Below are 17614 nucleotides of genomic sequence, written 5' to 3'. Positions count from 1 at the left end.
TATGGTTCGATTTTTGCCCGGCTTTCGCCCAAAAGTCGATGCTGGCGAGTGTCCGTCGCGATCTCTCGGCGGTTAGATCGATTGAAATCGTCCCGACCATCGGGGCACGGGTCAGTCCGCCACTCTGCCCATGCGCCGTGCCGCGTAACGCTCGACCGCCGACAGTCCGTCGTAGATCAGCACCGCAAGTGCCGCCACGATCAGACCGCCCTGCAGGATGAAGGCCAGATTGTTCGACAGCAAGCCGGCGATGATCACCTCGCCGAGCGTCCTGGCCGCCACCGTCGAGCCGATGGTGGCCGTGGCCAGGCTGATCACCACCGACAGCCTGATACCGCCAAGGATGATCGGTGCGCTGAGCGGCAGTTCGACCTTGGTGAGCCTTTGCCAGCCGGTCATGCCGGCGCCGCGCGCAGCCTCGACGACATTGGCCGGCAAGGTCGTCAGTCCGGTGAGCGCGTTCTCGAAGATCGGCAGCAGACCATAGAGAAACAGCGCGATCAGCGTCGGCTTCTCGCCGAAGCCCACCGCCGGGACGGCGAGCGCCAGCACCGCCACCGGCGGAAAGGTCTGGCCGATATTGACCAGGCTGCGCGACAGCGGCAGGAATTCGGCGCCGGCGGGCCGGGTGACCAGGATGGCGAGCGCCACAGCGACGATCGTGGCCGCGACGGTCGCGATCAACACGGTGCGCAGATGCAGCAGCGTCAGCGTCAGCAGGCTGCCTTGATTGTAGATGACGGGAGCGTTGTTTTCGGTCAGCGGCTTCAGCAACGGCTCGAACCAACCCGGGCTGGTGATGAAGGCAACAAGCAACACCACAAGCGCAAGCCTGAGCAGCAGAGGCAGCCAGGCTTTCATGACGGCCTCGCCGCCCGCTTGACCAGGCCATCCACGGTGACGCGGCCGATCGGCTTGCCGTCGGTGCCCTTGACCGGCAGCGCCGGCCTGCCGGACCAGAGAAGTTCCGCGAGCGCGTCACGCTGGCTGGCGTCGCCGGGGATCGCCTCGCCTTCGGCGGCGCCCTGCTCCACCGCATCGCGCACCCGGCCCAGCGACAGCAGCCTGAATGGCCTTTCGCTGGCGCCGACCAGCGTCTCGACAAAAGCGTTGGCCGGCTTCGCCAGGATCTCCGCCGGCCCTGCATATTGCACGAGCTTGCCGGCATCCATGACCGCGATCCTGTCGCCCATATGCACGGCCTCTTCCATGTCATGGGTAACGAGGATGATGGTGGTGCCGAAGCGCTTCTGGATCGCCAGCAAATCCTCCTGCGCCTTGGTGCGGATGATCGGGTCGAGCGCGCCGAACGGCTCATCCATCAAAAGCACGTTGGGCTCGGCGGCAAGCGCGCGGGCCACGCCGACGCGCTGCTGCTGGCCGCCGGACAGTTCGTGCGGATAGCGCGGCCCGAATTCCCGGGGGTCGAGCTGGTAGAGCGTCATCAGTTCATCGACGCGGGCCTTGATGCGGTCCTTGTCCCAGCCAAGCAGCACCGGCACGGTGGCGATGTTCTGCGCCACGGTGCGATGCGGAAACAGGCCGTGGCCCTGGATTGCATAGCCGATGCTGCGCCGCAGTTCGTAACCGGGCGCGGATCGATTGTCGGCGCCGTCGAGCTTGATGATACCTGATGTCGGCTCGACCAGCCGGTTGATCATGCGCAGCAGCGTCGTCTTGCCGGAGCCCGAGGTCCCGACAATGACGCAAACCGTGCGCGGCTCGATGACCATCGAGACGTTGTCGACGACCGTCGTCGCGTCATAGCGCTTGGTGATGCCTTCGATCTCGATCATGCCGTTTCAACCCTGCGCTTGGTGGCGGTCATTTCGATTACCGCGTCGAGGATGATGGCGGCGGCGAAGGCGAGCGCCACGGTCGGCACCGCGCCGAGCAGCACCAGGTCCATCGCGGTCTGGCCGACGCCCTGGAACACGAACACGCCAAAACCGCCGCCGCCGATCAGCGCGGCGATGGTGGCAAGGCCGATGTTCTGCACCAGGACAATGCGGATGCCCGTCAGGATCACCGGAAAAGCCAGCGGAAACTCGACACCGAACAGGCGCTGGCGATCGGTCATGCCCATGCCCCGCGCCGCGTCGTTGGCGGCACGCGGCACGCCGGCAAGGCCGACCACGGTGTTGGCCACCACTGGCAGCAGCGAATAGAGAAACAGCGCGACGAAGGCGGGTGCCGTCCCGATGCCCCTGATACCGAGCGCGGCTGCTCCCGGCACATGAGTTGCGACCCAGCCAAGCGGCGCGATCAGCAGGCCGAACAGCGCGATCGAAGGAATGGTCTGGATGATGTTCAAGACGTTGAGGACGCCGGCCCGCAGGCTTTCGACACGATGGCACAGGATGCCGAGCGGCAGGCCGACGATCACGGCGGCAAGCAATGAGCCGAGCGCCAGGGTCACATGTTTGGAGCCTTCGGCCCAAAAGCTGTCGGCGCGGTTGGAATACTCCTTGAGGATCGAGAGGCTGTCCCAGCGTCCCGAAATCAGCAGCAAGCCGATGGCCAGCGCCGCAACGACAAGCACGCCGACGCGCGACCAGGGCGACAGGTTGAGCCTGGTCAGCACGTCGGCGAGCAAAAGCGTGAAGACGAAGATGAGAATCCAGAAGCCGGAGGCCGGCGAGACCCGGGCAAAGGTATTGCCGGCCGGAGTGAGGAATGTGCCGGCGACACCGATGAGCAGCGTCAGCGCGGCAAGCGCCACGACGCTGGCTGCAAGGCGCAAGATGAGCGGCGTCCTGAACAGGGCGACAAGGGCGGCCAGCACGAGGATCGCCAAAAGCAGCGGACCGGTCGTTGCCGGCAGAGCTTCGAGAATCGAGCGCGCCTGACCGGGAACGATGCGGTTGGCGCGGAAAGTGGCGAATGGTGCGAGAAACGCGGCGTAAGCAGCGAGCGCGGCGATGACCACGCCGAGTTTGTCGAAGCGGATGGTCATGACGCGCGTCTGCCTTGCACTGACGTCACTTATCGACGCGTAGCTATTTCAAAAACCCGTTCTTCTTCAAAAAGTCCTCGGCGACGCCCTTGACCGGCTCGCCACCAACCTGCACGCGTCCATTGAGCTCCTGCAGCGTGACGAGATCGAGCTTGGCGAACACCGGCTTCAGCAGCGTCTCGATCTCCGGGTGCTCCTTCAGCACGGATTCGCGGATGATCGGCGCCGGCTGGTAGACCGGCTGCACGCCCTTGTCGTCAGTCAACACGACGAGGCCCGATGGCGCGATGCCGCCATCGGTGCCGTAGACCATGGCGGCATTGGCGCCGCTGGTCTGGCTGGCGGCCGCCACGATGGTCGCTGCCGTGTCGCCACCCGAGAGGGTGATCAGCTGGTCAGGCTTCAGCGTGAAGCCATAGGTGGTCTGGAAGGCCGGAAGGGCTGCCGCCGAATTGACGAACTCGGCGGAGGCCGCCAGCACCACCTTGCCGCCGCCGGAGACGTATTTGCCGAAGTCCGACAGCGTGACGAGCTTGTTCTCGTCAGTCACTTCCTTGCGCAGGGCGATCGCCCAGGTGTTGTTGGCCGGCGCCGGTGACAGCCAGACGATCTTGTTGGCGTCGTAGTCGAGCTCCTTGGCCGTCTCATAAGCCTTGGCGGCATCCTTCCACGCGGGATCATCGGCCTTCTCGAAGAAGAAGGCGGCATTGCCGGTGTATTCGGGATAGATGTCGATCTCGCCGGCGGTGATCGCCTTGCGCACCACCGGCGTGCCGCCGAGCTGGATGCGATCCGTGGTCTTGATGTTGTTGGCGTTGAGGACGAGCTGGATAATGTTGCCGAGCACGCCACCCTCGGTGTCGATCTTCGAGGAGACGACGACCTGAGCGCTCGCGGAAGCCGCCGTGATGACGAGCGCCATCGCGGCGCTGGCCAGAACCTTGACTGAAAACATTGTGAAAACCCCTTGCTGTGAACCGGAATGCGGTGGGCGCATATGAGCATGGCTTCAACGGCCAGTCGGGGCATACGGTTTCATAAGAAGGGGGATCAGCGCAATATTTTTGTTCCAGACGCGCCGATTTCGGCGGGCGGCAACGGCGGGCTGGCGATCAGCCGCCATCGGGTGAATAATGCCGCGAGGGGTGGGCGGCAAACACCGAGAGCGTGTCATGGCCATACACAAGGTCGGTTATCTCATCGGCAGCCTTGCCCGGGAATCCATCAACCGCAAGCTCGCGAAGGCGCTCGTTCAACTTGCCCCTCCCGAGCTCGAAATGACGGAAATCGGCTTCAAGGATCTGCCGCTCTACAGTTACGACTATGACGCCAATTTCCCACCGGCCGCCCAGGCCTTCAAAAAGGCGATCGCCTCCGTCCAGGCCGTGCTGTTCGTCACCCCGGAGTACAACCGCTCGATCCCCGGCGGACTGAAGAACGCAATCGACTGGGCCAGTCGCCCCTACGGCAGGAATTCATTCGCGCGCAAACCATCCGCCGTCATCGGAACATCGCCGGGCGCCATCGCGACCGCCGTCGCCCAACAAAGCCTGCGCAGCGTTCTGAGTTTCTGCAACTCGCCGCAGATGAATGCGCCCGAAGCCTATATCCAGTTCACGCCGGGGCTGATCACGGATGAGGGCGAGGTGACGGTTGAGTCCACCGAAGACTTCCTGCGCAATTATATGGCTGAGTTCCATATGTTCATAGCGCGGGTGCTTCAGGTCCTGCCGCCGGACGCATAACTTTCAAATTGGCGTCAGGCCGGCCGCAAGCTCGTTATCTTCAGCGCGCCGAGTGCCACGAAGCAAAGTGCGGCGACCGGAAAGATCATCCAGTTGAGCATCGTCCAGCCCCATGCGTTGTAGACCATGCCCGACATCAGCGACGCGCAGGCGACGGAGCCGAACAGGACGAAGTCGTGGAAGCCCTGCACCTTGCCCTTTTCGGACGGGTGGTAGCTGGCCGCCACCATGGCGGTGGCGCCGATGAAGCTGAAATTCCAGCCGAGGCCGAGCAGGACCAGCGCCGTCCAGAATTGCCACAGCGCCAGGCCCGACAAGGCAACGACGGCACAGCCGGTCAGCAACAGCAGGCCAGTGGCGACAATGCGCTCGGCGCCGAAGCGATGGATCAGCGAGCCGGTGAAGAAGCTTGGCCCGAACATTGCCATGACATGCCAGGAGATGCCCAGCGTCGCATCGTCCTCGGACAGGCCGCAGCCGACCATGGCGAGCGGCGCGCCGGTCATGACGAAACTCATCAGCGCGTAACTGCCGACGGCGCAGAAGAGCGCCGCGACGAAACGCGGCTTTGTGACGATTTCGGAAAGGGGTCTGGCATCGCCGTCGGCAACGTCCACCTTGCTCAGGGCCCTCGCCGGCAAGCGCAGGAACGAAAGGATGATGGCGCCAACCGCCGCCAGCGGCAGGATCGAGGCGAAAGAACCGGCAAACATGACAGGCGCGAACAATTCGCGGGTGAAGATGACGATCTGCGGCCCGAGAATGGCGGTGATGATGCCACCGGCGAGCACGAAGGAGATGGCGCGCGCCTTGAACGCCGGCGGTGCGTTGTCGGCCGCGGCAAAACGGAACTGCTGAACGAAGGCGCCCCCGACGCCGATGACGAGCAGCGCGAACGCGAACAGCCAGAAGCTGCCGTGGAACAATGCCAGGGTGGCGACCAGCCCGCCGAGTGCGGTGACGACGGTTCCGGTCATGAAGCCGCCCCGCTGGCCGAGCCATCGGATGATGGCCGCCGCGGGCAAGGCGCCGAGCGCCACGCCGAGATTGAAGCCGGTGATCGGCGCCGTCGCCAGGGATTTGTCGGCGCCGAGCAGATATTGCCCGGCCAGCGCGCCCATGGAAATGGCGATGGGGGCGGCCGAACCGATGATCGCCTGCGAGGCGGCGAGGATCAACGCGGTGCGCCGCGCCTCCTTGCCCGCCTCGACGGCAATGGCTGTCATGATGCGTCCTTGCCGCGGCCCTCGCCACGCACACGGCGTGACACACGGTCGAGCACGGCGTTGACCAGCTTCGGCTCGTCCTCCTCGTAGAAGGCCTTGGCGATATCGACATATTCGGTGACGATGACCGCGACAGGCACGTCCTCGCGCTTCATCAGCTCATAGACGCCCGCGCGCAGAATGGCGCGCAGTGTGGAATCGAGGCGCGACAGCGGCCAGTCGTCGGTCAGCGCCTGGCGGATGATTGGATCGATGGTCTTCTGGTTCTCTACGACGCCTGTCAGGATAGCGCGAAACCATTGCGCGTCCGCCTCGCGATAGAGCGCGCCGTCGACTTCCTTGCCGAGGCGGAACGCCTCGTACTCGGCGGTGATCTCGAACACGCCGCTGCCGGCGACATCCATCTGGTAGAGCGCCTGCACGGCGGCCAGACGGGCAGCACCGCGCTTGTTGGCGTGGCGCACCGCGGGCTGTCCTGGCGAAGCGGGTTCGCTCACGATCGCGCTCCCAATTGTTCCTTCAGCGCGATCATGGTCAGCGCCGCACGCGCGGCAAAGCCGCCCTTATCGCCTTCCGAGCGTTTGGCCCGCGTCCACGCCTGTGCATCGTTCTCGGTGGTCAGGATGCCGTTGCCGATGCAGACCGAGTCCTGCACGGACAGGTCCATGAGCGCACGGCTGGATTCATTGGCGACGATGTCGAAATGATAGGTATCGCCACGGATAATGGTGCCGAGCGCGACAAAACCGTCATAGCCGGTCCCGCCTTCGGCCATGCCGTCGAGCGCGAAGGTGATCACCGCGGGAATTTCGAGCGAACCGGGAACAGTGACGACGTCGTAAGTCGCGCCCGCTTCATCGAGCGCGCTTGTCGCGCCGTCGAGCAGCGCGTCGGCAAGGTCGTCGTGAAAGCGCGCCTCGATAACAAGAAGGTGCGCCTTCGTCTTGGGACGAATGAACGCCTTGCCGTGTTGGGATGTGCCAGCCATAAATGTCTCCGGGGTCGCCGGTGACTTAGGCCGAAGCCGGTTTGATCGCAAGCGGAAGATTGTCTGCAGGCGTATCGGATCGCCGTGGGCCGGCCTGTTCCGCAGGCTATCAAAGCCCCTCTTTCGCCGCCTCCGCCAGCCGCGCCGCGTAGCGCGCCATGGTGTCGATCTCGAGATTGACGCGGTCGCCGGCCTTGCGCTCGCCCCAGGTAGTGACGGTCAGCGAATGATGGATCAACAGCACGTCGAAGCGGGTGCCCGCGACGCTGTTGACGGTGAGCGAGGTGCCGTCGAGCGCGACGGAGCCTTTCGGCGCGATGAATTTCGCCAGATCGCGCGGCGCTTCCAGCGTGAAGCGCACCGCATCGCCCTCATCCCTGCGCTCCACGATCTCGGCGGTGCCGTCGACATGACCCGAAACGATGTGGCCACCGAGCTCGTCGCCGATCTTCAGCGCCCGCTCCAGATTGATCCTGGTACCTGATTTCCAACCCGCCGCCGTCGTCAGCCTGAGCGCCTCCTCCCAGGCCTCGACCTCGAACCAGCGCGCATTCGAGCCGCTGTCGGGCAACGCCGTGACCGTCAGGCAAACGCCGCCGCAGGAGATCGAGGCGCCAATGGCGATGGTTGCGGGATCATAGGCGGTGTCGATGCGCAGCCCCACCCCTTCCCGCAGCGGCTTGACGGCGGCCACGGTGCCGATATCGGTGACAATCCCGGTAAACATCGATCGCTATCCCTGAAAATCCCTGATCCATTCGGCGTAACCGTCTTCGCCGAACCGCATCTCGCGCAGCTTGCGAAAACCTGCCGGGATATGGTCGGCATCGACAGGCGATGTAATGCCGTCTTCGCCGATCGCTTCCGGTCCCTGGAACAGCACGATGCGGTCGACCAGCCCGTCGGCTAGGAAAGCGCTCGCCACCTTGGCACCGCCCTCGACCAGCACGCTTGCCATGCCGAGCGCCGCCAGATCCTCGAGCAGTTCGGGTAATGCGACGCCGCCCTCGTGCGTTTCCGTGCCGATGAAGCGCACGCCGGCGCGCTCGAGTGCCGCCCGGCGATGCGGATCGGCCTCCAGGCAAGCCGCGACATAAAGCGGCACGCGATCTACGCCGGACACCAGCTTCGAGCCCTCCGGCAGCCTGGCCTGGCGGTCGAGCACGATGCGTGCGGGTGAACGGTTCTCCAGTCCGGGCAAACGCACCGTCAGCGCCGGATCATCTTCCAGCGCCGTGCCGATGCCAACCAGGATGGCGTCCGCCTCGGCGCGCATCAGGTAGACTTCGCGGCGCGCCATGTCGCCTGTTATCGCGACCTGGCCGGCGCCTTCCATGCCGATCTTGCCGTCGCTGGAAAGCGCAAGCTTCAGGATAACTTCCGGGCGTTTTCTCAGGGAGCGAATCAAATAACCCGCCATCTGTTCGGCAGCTTCGGTGGCCAAGACCTTTTCCACCACTTCGACACCGGCGTCACGCAGGATGGCATAGCCCTTGCCGGAGACCCGCGGATCCGGATCGCTGGCAGCGCCCACGACACGCGCGATGCCGGCGTTGACCAGCGCGTTGGCGCAAGGCGGCGTGCGGCCGTGATGGGCGCAAGGCTCGAGCGTGACATAGGCGGTGGCGCCCCGCGCGAGTTCGCCGGCCTCCGCCAGCGCCTCGGTCTCGGCGTGCGGCCGGCCCCCAATCGCGGTGACGCCGGTACCCACGATCATCGGGCCTGAGCCGTCGTCACGCACGATGATGGTGCCGACGGATGGATTGGTCGAGGTGCGACCGGCGTTCTTGCGCGACAGCCGCAAGGCAGCGGCCATGAAACGGCGGTCAAGGGCCGCTTGCCCGGCCTCGCTGCGTTGCGGTGCTGCCATGCTCAGCCGGCGTCCTCTTCGCTCTTTTCCTCGTCCCCCTTCAGCTCGCCGAGCAGCTCGTGGAAATCCTTGGCCTCGCGGAAATTGCGATAGACCGAGGCGAAGCGCACATAGGCGACATCGTCGAGCGACTTCAGCGCATCCATGACCAGCCGGCCGACCTCGCCGGAAGCCACTTCCGTTTCGCCGGAGCTTTCGAGCTGGCGGACGATGCCGGTCACGGCGCGGTCGATGCGTTCGGGGTCGACGTTGCGCTTGCGCACCGCGATCTCGACCGAGCGCAACAGCTTGTCGCGGTCGAACGGCACTTTTCGCCCTGATTTCTTGACCACGACGAGGTCGCGCAACTGCACGCGTTCGAACGTGGTGAAACGGCCGCCGCAATCGGGGCAGACACGCCGCCGGCGGATCGCCGCGCCATCCTCGGCGGGGCGCGAATCCTTCACCTGCGTATCTTCGGACTGGCAATAGGGACAGCGCATGGAGAGCCTTGGGTTCGCGAATCTGGTGAGGTGAAAAGGCTTAGAGCCTTTCCGGCCCGGATTGAAGCAGTTCCGTTTCTTCGACGGCCTGCCGCGCCTCAGAGATAGCGAGGCGCGAGGAAGATTGCCAGCGCGGCAAGCAGCCAGACTGCGATGCCGCCGGCAACAACCAGGCGATAGTCGACCTTGTCGATGAACAGCCAGCAGGCGCCGAGGAAGGCGAGATAGGCCGGAATCGTCTTCATTCCGGCAAGGCAGGCATCGCGGAATCCGCCTGGATCGCCCTTGGCGCCGACAGCGAGCAACGCGATGACGGCAAAGGTCGGCGCCAGCGGCAGGATCCCGGGCGAGACATTGCCCCGCTTGGACGCCCAGACGATCAGGGCCGTCACCAGCCCGCCGACCACGCCTTTCCAGAGAATGTCCATGGCCCCCCTTGCTCCAGCCAAGCCGTTAAGGCGCAACATCCTTGGTTGGGAAGCCGCAAGACGTGCCGAGATTGCGATAGGCCTTTGTGAAACCGTCCATCGGAATGCTGGCGACGGCCTGCTTGCCGAAGGTGACGTCGAGCGATGTGACTTTTCGCATGGCCCGCAGCAAGGCCAGACTTGTCTTGGCCTGGTTGTCGATCGTCCAGCTGGGACGGCCGTTGACGGCATCGTTGGAGTAAACCGTCGCGGAAACCTTGACGCCCGGATCGCCGAAGATGGCCGCGATCTTCTTGTCGGCCGGCAGGGTCCGGTTGTCGATGGTGATCATGACGGCCGGGTAAGCATCTGGCGGCAGCGCGTCGCCGGTCGAGATCGACAATGTCAGCGTGCCCGAATTGCCACCCGCGTCGTAGAACGCCGTGGAGGCCGCGCAGGTCTTGTGCGCATCCTGGCCGGTGTCGAGCGTATCGACCATGGTCGTCCATCGGCCGAAACTGCTGGTGGCGGGCATGTCCGGAGCGGGCTGCGTCTGTGCCAAAACGGACCCGCAAGCAGCCAGCCAAACGAAGGTGCCAAGTGAGGCAAGACAAAAATCGCGCATCATCAATTCTCCAGTTCCATGCATCACCCGATCAGGGGTAACGCACCGCCGGTGGATAAAAGATGACGCGTCGCGCCCGGTCAACCGAGATAGGGATAGAGCGGGAATCGATCGGTCAATGCAACGACCTTGGCCTTGACCGCCGCCTCGACCGCGGCATTGCCTTCGTCGGAATTGGCGACCTTGAGCCCATCCAGCACCTCGGCGATCAGCTTGCCGATCTCACGGAATTCGGCCTGGCCGAAGCCGCGCGTGGTGCCGGCCGGCGTGCCCAGCCGCACGCCCGAAGTGACGAAGGGCTTTTCCGGATCGAAGGGGATGCCGTTCTTGTTGCAGGTGATGTTGGCGCGGCCAAGGGCCGCTTCGGCGCGTTTGCCGGTGGCGTTCTTGGGCCTGAGGTCGACCAGCATCAGGTGGTTGTCAGTGCCGCCGGAGACGATGTCGAGGCCCGTTTCCTTGAGGCTGGAGGCCAGCGCCTTGGCGTTGGCGGCGACGCTTTCGGCATAGACCTTGAAGCTCGGCTTCAGCGCTTCGCCGAAGGCCACCGCCTTGGCGGCAATGACATGCATCAGCGGACCGCCCTGCAGGCCGGGGAACACCGCCGAGTTCATCTTCTTGGCGATATCCTCGTCATTGCACAGGATCATGCCGCCGCGCGGGCCGCGCAGCGATTTGTGCGTGGTGGTCGTCACCACATGTGCGTGCGGCAAGGGCGAGGGATGCACGCCGCCGGCAACGAGGCCAGCAATGTGCGCCATGTCGACCATCAGATAGGCGCCGACCGCATCCGCGATCTCGCGAAAACGCTTCCAGTCCCAGATGCGCGAATAGGCGGTGCCGCCGGCCAGGATCAGCTTCGGCTTGGTCTCGTGCGCGGTCCTCTCGATGGCGTCCATGTCCAGCAGATGGTCGTCCTTGCGCACGCCATAGGAGACGACCTTGAACCATTTGCCGCTCATGTTGACCGGCGAGCCGTGGGTGAGGTGGCCGCCGGAATTGAGGTCGAGGCCCATGAAGGTGTCGCCGGGCTGCAGCAGCGCCAGGAACACCGCCTGGTTCATCTGGCTGCCGGAATTGGGCTGGACGTTGGCGAAGTTGCAGCCGAACAGCTTTTTCGCGCGCTCGATGGCCAGTTCCTCAGCCACGTCGACGAACTGACAGCCGCCATAGTAGCGCTTGCCCGGATAGCCCTCGGCATATTTATTGGTCATGATCGACCCCTGCGCCTCGAGCACGGCGCGAGAGACGATGTTCTCCGAAGCGATCAGCTCGATCTCGTGGCGTTGGCGACCGAGTTCGTTGCGGATGGCGCCGAAGATCTCCGGATCGGCATCTTCCAAAGTGGTTTCGAAAAAGGATTCGAATTTGTTGGACGCCGCCGCTGCTGTTGCCATGGCCTGAGTTCCCCGGGGTTGGAAGGGCAAATTCGTGGATGCAGTCGTCGCAAACCACTGGGCGGTTCTGGGCGACATGCATTGCGTTCGCCGGCCATTAACACAGTTGTTTTGGGCTCGCCACGTTTGCGGCGCGAAATTTGCTGGCCGGTTTGCGGCAAAGGATCGGGACGGACCGCTATTTCCTGTCCCGCCGCTGCTTCAGCAAGGCCTCGGTCAATGTGATTTCGGAAAACAGGGCGCGCATCGTGTGATCATTGATCTCTTGGCTGCGGAACATGTCGCGTAGCGCGGATCGCTCGGCTTCGATGCCCGCCGCCCTGAGTTCGAGCTCCAGCCTGCCGGCTTCACGGGCCTCGGCGCGGGCCTCGTCGGCTTCGTCGGAAGCCGCTATGCGCCGCCGGTAGCCGGCCACGATGCTGTCGGCGACGGCCAGCCGGGCCTCGACCGCCTCGCCCTCGCCTGCCTCGTTGGCGATGCTCTCGATCCTGGCGATCGCCGCACTGGCGGCGCCGACGCGCGCCCGGCGCTCCTCCGCGGCGGCCGGATTCTCGCCTGGCTCGACCAGTCCCCGCGCGATCCTGGGCAAGGCAAAGCTGGCAATGACCAGCGAGCAGATGATGACGCCGGCGGCGAGGAAGATCACGACATCGCGTGCCGGAAAGGGCGAGCCATCCTGCAAAGCCAGCGGCAATGACAGGATGCCCGCCAATGTGATGGCGCCGCGCACGCCGGCCACGGAGCCGGCGAGCCGGACGCGAAATCCGAACGGCTCGGCCTTGCGCTTGCCCACACGCGCCGCGATCGCCTGGGCGATGTCCCCGACCCAGATCCACAGGAAGCGCAGCCCGATCAGGCAGAGCGTCAGGATCAGCACCGTCGCCACCGGCTCGATCAGCCAATGCCGGCTGGACAATTCCGGCGGGACCTTGCGGATGATGTCGGGAAGCTGCAGGCCGAGCAGAATGAACAGAGCGCCATTGAAGACGAAAGTGAGCGTCGCCCAGAGCGACAGAATCTGCATGCGCGCCGACACGCCGAGGAAACGGTACATGCCGCTGACCCCGGTCAGCAGGCCGGCGGTGACCGCCGCCAGGATGCCCGAGGCTCCGATATGCTCGGCGCCGAGATAGGCGACGAAAGGCAGCAGGATCATCACGAGAACCTGCGCCTCGGACGGCACGCCGCCGATGCGGCTGAGCAGTTGCAGCGCCTTGGCGGCGATGAACAGGGCCGCGATACCGGCCAGGATGCCAGCGGCGACGGCGTAGAGGAAGCTGAGCGAGGCTCCCGCCAAAGAGAAGCTGCCTGTCAATGCCGCCGCCACCGCGAAGCGGAACATGACGAGACCCGACGCGTCGTTGAGCAACGACTCGCCCTCCAATATGTGCATCAGCCGGGCGGGAACCACATTCCTGTCGACGATCGAGGACACCGCCACGGCGTCGGTCGGCGACAGCACGGCGGCCAGCGCGAAAGCGACGACGAGCGGAATGCTCGGCACCAGCCAGTGCAAGGCATAGCCGAAGCCGACAATGGTGAAGAAGACCAGACCGATGGCGAGATCGAGTATGGGTCCGCGCAAGGCGACGAGTTCGCGCTTGGGCGCCGCGAAGGCGTCACCGAACAGAAGCGGCGGGATGAACACCAGCAGGAAAAGTTCGGGATCGATCTCGACATGCAGGCCCCTGGCAGGCCAGGCCAGAGCCGCGCCGATGGCGATCTGCAGCACCGGCAACGGCACCCGAACCAGCCGGACGAGCGCGCCGGACAGCGCCACGAAGACAAGCACGACGAGAATGAAGATGGCGACGTCCATGGCACGATTCCGGCTGTCTGCCGACCATGCGCAATAGCCGGAGCTTCGTCCAGCCGGTCGAACGGCTGGAAATGGCGGCGTCCGCAATAAAAAAGCCGCCCTGAGAGCGGCTTTTTTTCAAAAATATCAGTTCGTTATAGCGAAGACGTGATCTGCAGCTCGCTGGCGCCGTCGAGCGCGTAGACGTCGTCGCGGAACTGGACGACGCCGGTTCCTGTCGACCACGCCGAGAGATAGAGGAAATGCACCGGCACCGGGTTGGTGACCTGGATCGGCGTGTTCTGGCCGGTCTTGATAGCCGCCTCGAAATGCTGGCGATCCCAGCCGGGCGTGTCGCGCAGGATCCAGGTGACGAGATCGCGCACGTTCTGGACGCGCACGCAGCCCGAGGAATCGAAGCGCATCATCTTGCCGAACAGGCTCTGCTGCGGCGTGTCGTGCATGTAGACGCCGTCCGGGCTCGGGAAATTGATCTTGACCGACGCCATGGCGTTTTCCGAACCGGGATCCTGACGGAAACGGTACTTGGCGGCATCGTCGGTCGACCAGTCCACATTCATCGGATCGACTTCGCTGCCATCGGGCGCGAACAGGCGGATATGGCTGTTTTTGAGATAATCGGGATCCTTCCGCATCAGCGGAATGATGTCCTTACGCACGATCGAGACCGGTGCGTTCCAGTACGGATTGACGATGATCTCGTTGATCTTGGAATTGACGATCGGCGTCTGGCGATCGATCTTGCCGACGATCGCGGTGTGGCGAAGCACGACGCGGTCGTTCTCGACCGCTTCGATCTGTGCGGCAGGAATATCGACCAGCACATAGCGGCTGCCCAGCGTGCCGGCCTTCTCTTTCAGCCGCTGCAGATTGGTCTGCAGCTGGCCGAGCCGGATTTGCGCCGAAACGTTCATCGCTGCGTAGGTATACTTGCCCATCGAGCCGTCAGCCGGCAGGCCATGGCGCAACTGAAAGCGCTTGACCGCCGAGTCGACATAGGAATCGAAAGCCGTCGAAATGCCGGCGCTCTGCGACAGGTCGCCCGCCATCATCAGGCGCTTGCGCAACGGCACCACGTCCGGGTCATCGACGCCGAGTTGCAGTTTCTTGGTCGCGGGAACGTCCGTCCAGCCGCCCTGCCCGACGATGTTCTGATATTGCGCGACCGCCTGCTCGGTGAAGGCGACGGTCTGCGGGCTGAAGATCGGCAGCGTCGAGGCCACCTTGCCGCCTTCGCTGGCGCGGGCATCGAACTGATCATCCCAATTGCCGCGGGCCGAGGATTTCAGGATATCCCCGATCACATCCTGCGCACTGGCACGGCCGGCCACCAGGGCGGCGGCGAGCGCGGAGGCTCCGGAAAGGAAAAAGCGGCGGCTGGTTCTCATGGACGTTCCAGACATTCTTGTAGCGTTCGATCACTTTGCTGCGTCGATCATCGCGCGATCTCGCCCGCACTCTAAAATCGGCGATCTTAACAATTAGCCAACCATGGTCCGTATCATATTGGCGACAAAAGCAAGAGGCGCGATGCGGTTGCGGGTGGACGCATGGTCCTCACCACAGCATCACTGCCACTCTCGGTTCCACTGGAATATGGCGGCAACGTGGCCTTGGCCCGTAATTTGCTTTGGCCGGACGCAAGAAAGAAAAGACCGGTGCTTTTCGGCACCGGCCCTGACTGGAGGTCGCTGTCATGGCCACGCTTCTGCGGCGCGGCTCCGTTTCCTGGATGGTCTTACATCCGGTAGGCGATGGTGTCGTTCCAGAAGCGGTCGAGCCGCTGCAGGGCGCGGTTCATCTGCTTGAACTCGTCGGTGTTGATGCCGCCGACCTGTTCGATCGAACCGACATGGCGTTCATAGAGACCGGCGACCACATCAGCCACTTCATTGCCTTTCGGCGTCAGCGAGACGCGGACCGAACGGCGGTCGATGCGTGAGCGCTGGTGGTTGATGAAGCCGAGATCGACCAGCTTCTTCAGATTGTAGGAGACGTTCGAACCGAGATAGTAGCCACGCGAACGCAGCTCGCCGGCGGTCAGTTCGGAATTGCCGATGTTGAAGAGCAGCAGCGCCTGGATGGCATTGATGTCGGAACGGCCGTTGCGGTCGAATTCGTCCTTGATCACATCAAGCAGACGGCGGTGCAGACGCTCGACCAGCTGCAGCGATTCCATGTACAGGGAACGGATAGCCTCGCGGCGATCGTCGGAAACGTTGGCGGTCTTGGCCGCCGGACGCGAATTGATCATTGTCTTTGCCTCTCGTTTGTCGCCCTGGTGATTTTTTGTTTTTCACCTTGATCGCGACACTATCGAATACTCATAAAATTCGACTTAAACGCTAGGGCTAACAAGAGCTTACCGGTAAGAGGTTTCGGAAGACGCTTAACGAACGGTCACCCGGGCAAGGATGATTAACCTAAAGATTTAGGCAATGATCGCCGGGGCGGATTCGAGCGATCGCCAGGTCGTCAACACGTACAATGGCTTAGTGTCGTGCCGGGCGTTTTTGCAGGTAGATGACGACGCGAAAGACGATGTAGAGCAGCGCTACGCAGGCATGCGAGACGATGATCAGGAGACGATGGCCGAAAAGCTCGGGAAAGCCGGCATACATGACGGTCTCGGTGACCGCGCATATGAACCAGATCACCGGACCCCAGGACGCCAGCATCCACAACCCGGCCGCGGCGAAGGGAAAGAACACGGCGAGCATCACCGCCGCGACCTGCCAATGCACCGGCATAAGGTCGAAGCGCCACAGCGAGCCCGGATAGAATCCGATCAGCTTGATCCAGTACAGGATGCCGAACATCAGGCAGTAGCCCGCGATGACGCGCTGGAACCAGGCGAAGATCACCTCGACCGTCGAGGGCTGCAGGACGACGCGTCTCGATGTCACTTCGCTCACAGCCCAAGCTCCCGATCGCCGAGCGGAGCGAAATAGGCCTCGACATTCGCCTCGCTGACGGCATCGATCTTTGCCGGCCGCCATTGCGGCTTGGAGCCCTTGTCGATGATGGCGGCGCGGATGCCCTCGTAGAAATCGTGGCCGGCCAGCATGCGGTTCAGGATGCGGAACTCCATCCTCATGCAGTCGTCCATCGACAATGTCAGCCCGGTGCTGATCTGGCGCCAGGCGACGCGAAGGCTGGTCGGCGAGCGCATGCGGATCGTCGCCAGCGTCCTGGCCGCGAATTCGTCCTTGCCCGCGCGATCCAGGCTGTCGATGAGGTCCGGCAGCGAAGGTTGGGCGAAATGGCGGGAGATCGCCTCCAGGATGGGCCTGTCGGTCTCCCGCTTGGCCGGAACAAAGAACCCGCGCAGCACCGATTCCGGATCGCCCGTCAGTGCCAGCCGGTCGAGGAAGCTCGGCTGGTCCTCAGCCTTGATGGTGTGGGTGGCCAGCCCCGACCACAGCGCATCGCCATAGCGGATGCGGTTGCCGGTCAGCGCCAGGTACATGCCGAAGGAACCGCCAAGATCGGGCAGCAGATGGCTGGCGCCGACATCGGGGAAAAAGCCGATGCCGACCTCCGGCATGGCGAACTGGGCATTCTCAGTCATCACCCGGTGCGAACCGTGGAAGGAAATGCCGACCCCACCGCCCATGACGATGCCGTCGATGAGCGCCACATAGGGTTTCTTGAAACGGGCGATGTAGGCGTTGAGCCGATACTCGTCGGCGAAGAACTCGACCGGCGGTTTTCCGGCCCGACCGGCTTCGTAGATGTGCAGGATATCGCCTCCGGCCGAAAACGCCCTGCCCTCGGCCTTGACGACGACGACATCCACGCCGTCGTCCCGCTCCCAGGAACGCAGGGCCTCGCCCAGCGCCTTGACCATGCCATGGGTGACGGCATTGAGCGCCTGCGGCCGCGTCAGGGTGACGACGCCGGCCCTGCCCAACCTTTCGAAGCGAATTTCGTCGCCTCCACCAAAATCCATCGCCAGAGAATCCTTCCCCGCGCCTGCGGGACTGAAGTGCTAAAGGCGGAGCATGGGTGCGTCAATGGCAGCAGTCTGTCCGCCGCGGCCTTGGCGGCAAGTGGCGGCCGATGCTAGATGTTGGCGGCCATTACGACAGGCCAAGAGCCG

At 63.9% G+C, this 17614-nt stretch carries 19 protein-coding genes; 1 reads left to right on the top strand and 18 read right to left on the bottom strand.

Annotated features, from left to right (window positions below; all coding sequences use genetic code 11):
* Nucleotides 1–111 precede the first annotated feature (111 nt).
* The 4 genes from O7B34_RS06125 to osmF are packed head-to-tail and all read right to left on the bottom strand — an operon-like array spanning nt 112 to nt 3911.
* Nucleotides 112–861: an ABC transporter permease gene (locus O7B34_RS06125; RefSeq protein ID WP_337145313.1), complete on the bottom strand. Its 750-nt coding sequence runs from the start codon at nt 859–861 to the stop codon at nt 112–114.
* Complete coding sequence (locus tag O7B34_RS06120; protein WP_337145312.1) at nt 858–1796, bottom strand: ABC transporter ATP-binding protein; 939 nt, start codon at nt 1794–1796, stop codon at nt 858–860. Before O7B34_RS06120 ends, O7B34_RS06125 begins: the two co-directional genes overlap by 4 nt.
* Complete coding sequence (locus O7B34_RS06115) at nt 1793–2956, bottom strand: ABC transporter permease (RefSeq protein ID WP_337145311.1); 1164 nt, start codon at nt 2954–2956, stop codon at nt 1793–1795. Before O7B34_RS06115 ends, O7B34_RS06120 begins: the two co-directional genes overlap by 4 nt.
* Nucleotides 2957–2999: 43 nt before the next feature.
* Complete coding sequence (gene osmF, locus O7B34_RS06110; protein ID WP_442920945.1) at nt 3000–3911, bottom strand: glycine betaine ABC transporter substrate-binding protein OsmF; 912 nt, start codon at nt 3909–3911, stop codon at nt 3000–3002.
* Between the two features lie 217 nt (nt 3912–4128).
* Between osmF and O7B34_RS06105 the strand changes: the two genes are divergently transcribed.
* Nucleotides 4129–4701 (top strand): NADPH-dependent FMN reductase, encoded by a 573-nt coding sequence (locus O7B34_RS06105; protein ID WP_337145310.1) that lies wholly within the window; start codon nt 4129–4131, stop codon nt 4699–4701.
* Nucleotides 4702–4715: 14 nt separating this feature from the next.
* On the opposite strand, the gene O7B34_RS06100 is transcribed toward O7B34_RS06105, so the two are convergent.
* The 14 genes from O7B34_RS06100 to O7B34_RS06035 form a co-directional block, all read right to left on the bottom strand.
* Nucleotides 4716–5927, bottom strand: coding sequence for an MFS transporter (locus O7B34_RS06100; protein ID WP_337145309.1), 1212 nt, complete (start codon nt 5925–5927; stop codon nt 4716–4718).
* On the bottom strand, nt 5924–6424 hold the full coding sequence (gene nusB, locus O7B34_RS06095) for a transcription antitermination factor NusB (RefSeq protein WP_015318243.1): 501 nt from the start codon (nt 6422–6424) through the stop codon (nt 5924–5926). Before nusB ends, O7B34_RS06100 begins: the two co-directional genes overlap by 4 nt.
* Complete coding sequence (gene ribH, locus O7B34_RS06090; RefSeq protein ID WP_140506511.1) at nt 6421–6915, bottom strand: 6,7-dimethyl-8-ribityllumazine synthase; 495 nt, start codon at nt 6913–6915, stop codon at nt 6421–6423. The genes nusB and ribH overlap by 4 nt, the downstream gene beginning before the upstream one ends.
* Nucleotides 6916–7024: 109 nt before the next feature.
* Complete coding sequence (locus tag O7B34_RS06085; protein WP_337145308.1) at nt 7025–7642, bottom strand: riboflavin synthase; 618 nt, start codon at nt 7640–7642, stop codon at nt 7025–7027.
* A gap of 6 nt (nt 7643–7648) precedes the next feature.
* Nucleotides 7649–8785, bottom strand: a complete 1137-nt coding sequence (ribD, locus tag O7B34_RS06080) for a bifunctional diaminohydroxyphosphoribosylaminopyrimidine deaminase/5-amino-6-(5-phosphoribosylamino)uracil reductase RibD (RefSeq protein WP_337145307.1) — start codon at nt 8783–8785, stop codon at nt 7649–7651.
* 2 nt (nt 8786–8787) lie between these two features.
* Nucleotides 8788–9267: a transcriptional regulator NrdR gene (nrdR, locus tag O7B34_RS06075; protein ID WP_015318247.1), complete on the bottom strand. Its 480-nt coding sequence runs from the start codon at nt 9265–9267 to the stop codon at nt 8788–8790.
* A gap of 98 nt (nt 9268–9365) precedes the next feature.
* Complete coding sequence (locus tag O7B34_RS06070; protein ID WP_337145306.1) at nt 9366–9695, bottom strand: GlpM family protein; 330 nt, start codon at nt 9693–9695, stop codon at nt 9366–9368.
* Nucleotides 9696–9720: 25 nt separating this feature from the next.
* Complete coding sequence (locus O7B34_RS06065; RefSeq protein ID WP_442920954.1) at nt 9721–10299, bottom strand: hypothetical protein; 579 nt, start codon at nt 10297–10299, stop codon at nt 9721–9723.
* 80 nt (nt 10300–10379) lie between these two features.
* Nucleotides 10380–11693, bottom strand: a complete 1314-nt coding sequence (gene glyA, locus O7B34_RS06060) for a serine hydroxymethyltransferase (protein WP_337107535.1) — start codon at nt 11691–11693, stop codon at nt 10380–10382.
* A 178-nt stretch (nt 11694–11871) separates the two neighbouring features.
* The gene (locus O7B34_RS06055) at nt 11872–13512 is read right to left on the bottom strand and encodes a Na+/H+ antiporter (protein WP_337145304.1); all 1641 of its coding nucleotides are present in this window, start codon (nt 13510–13512) and stop codon (nt 11872–11874) included.
* 134 nt (nt 13513–13646) lie between these two features.
* A complete protein-coding gene (locus O7B34_RS06050) occupies nt 13647–14900 on the bottom strand; it encodes a L,D-transpeptidase family protein (RefSeq protein WP_337145303.1) in 1254 nt (417 codons plus the stop codon).
* Between the two features lie 350 nt (nt 14901–15250).
* Nucleotides 15251–15766, bottom strand: a complete 516-nt coding sequence (gene ldtR, locus O7B34_RS06045) for a transcriptional regulator LdtR (RefSeq protein ID WP_013896002.1) — start codon at nt 15764–15766, stop codon at nt 15251–15253.
* Nucleotides 15767–16004: 238 nt separating this feature from the next.
* Nucleotides 16005–16427 (bottom strand): DUF6163 family protein, encoded by a 423-nt coding sequence (locus tag O7B34_RS06040; RefSeq protein WP_027143571.1) that lies wholly within the window; start codon nt 16425–16427, stop codon nt 16005–16007.
* Nucleotides 16424–17464 carry an enoyl-CoA hydratase/isomerase family protein gene (locus tag O7B34_RS06035; protein ID WP_337145302.1) on the bottom strand — a complete coding sequence of 347 codons (1041 nt, stop codon included), beginning with the start codon at nt 17462–17464 and terminating at the stop codon, nt 16424–16426. The genes O7B34_RS06040 and O7B34_RS06035 overlap by 4 nt, the downstream gene beginning before the upstream one ends.
* Nucleotides 17465–17614 lie beyond the last annotated feature (150 nt).

The organism is Mesorhizobium sp. Cs1299R1N3 (assembly GCF_037179625.1).
GTDB lineage: Bacteria > Pseudomonadota > Alphaproteobacteria > Rhizobiales > Rhizobiaceae > Mesorhizobium > Mesorhizobium salmacidum.
Note: the sequence above shows the minus strand (reverse complement) of the source record. Positions and strands in the feature narration are given on the sequence as shown.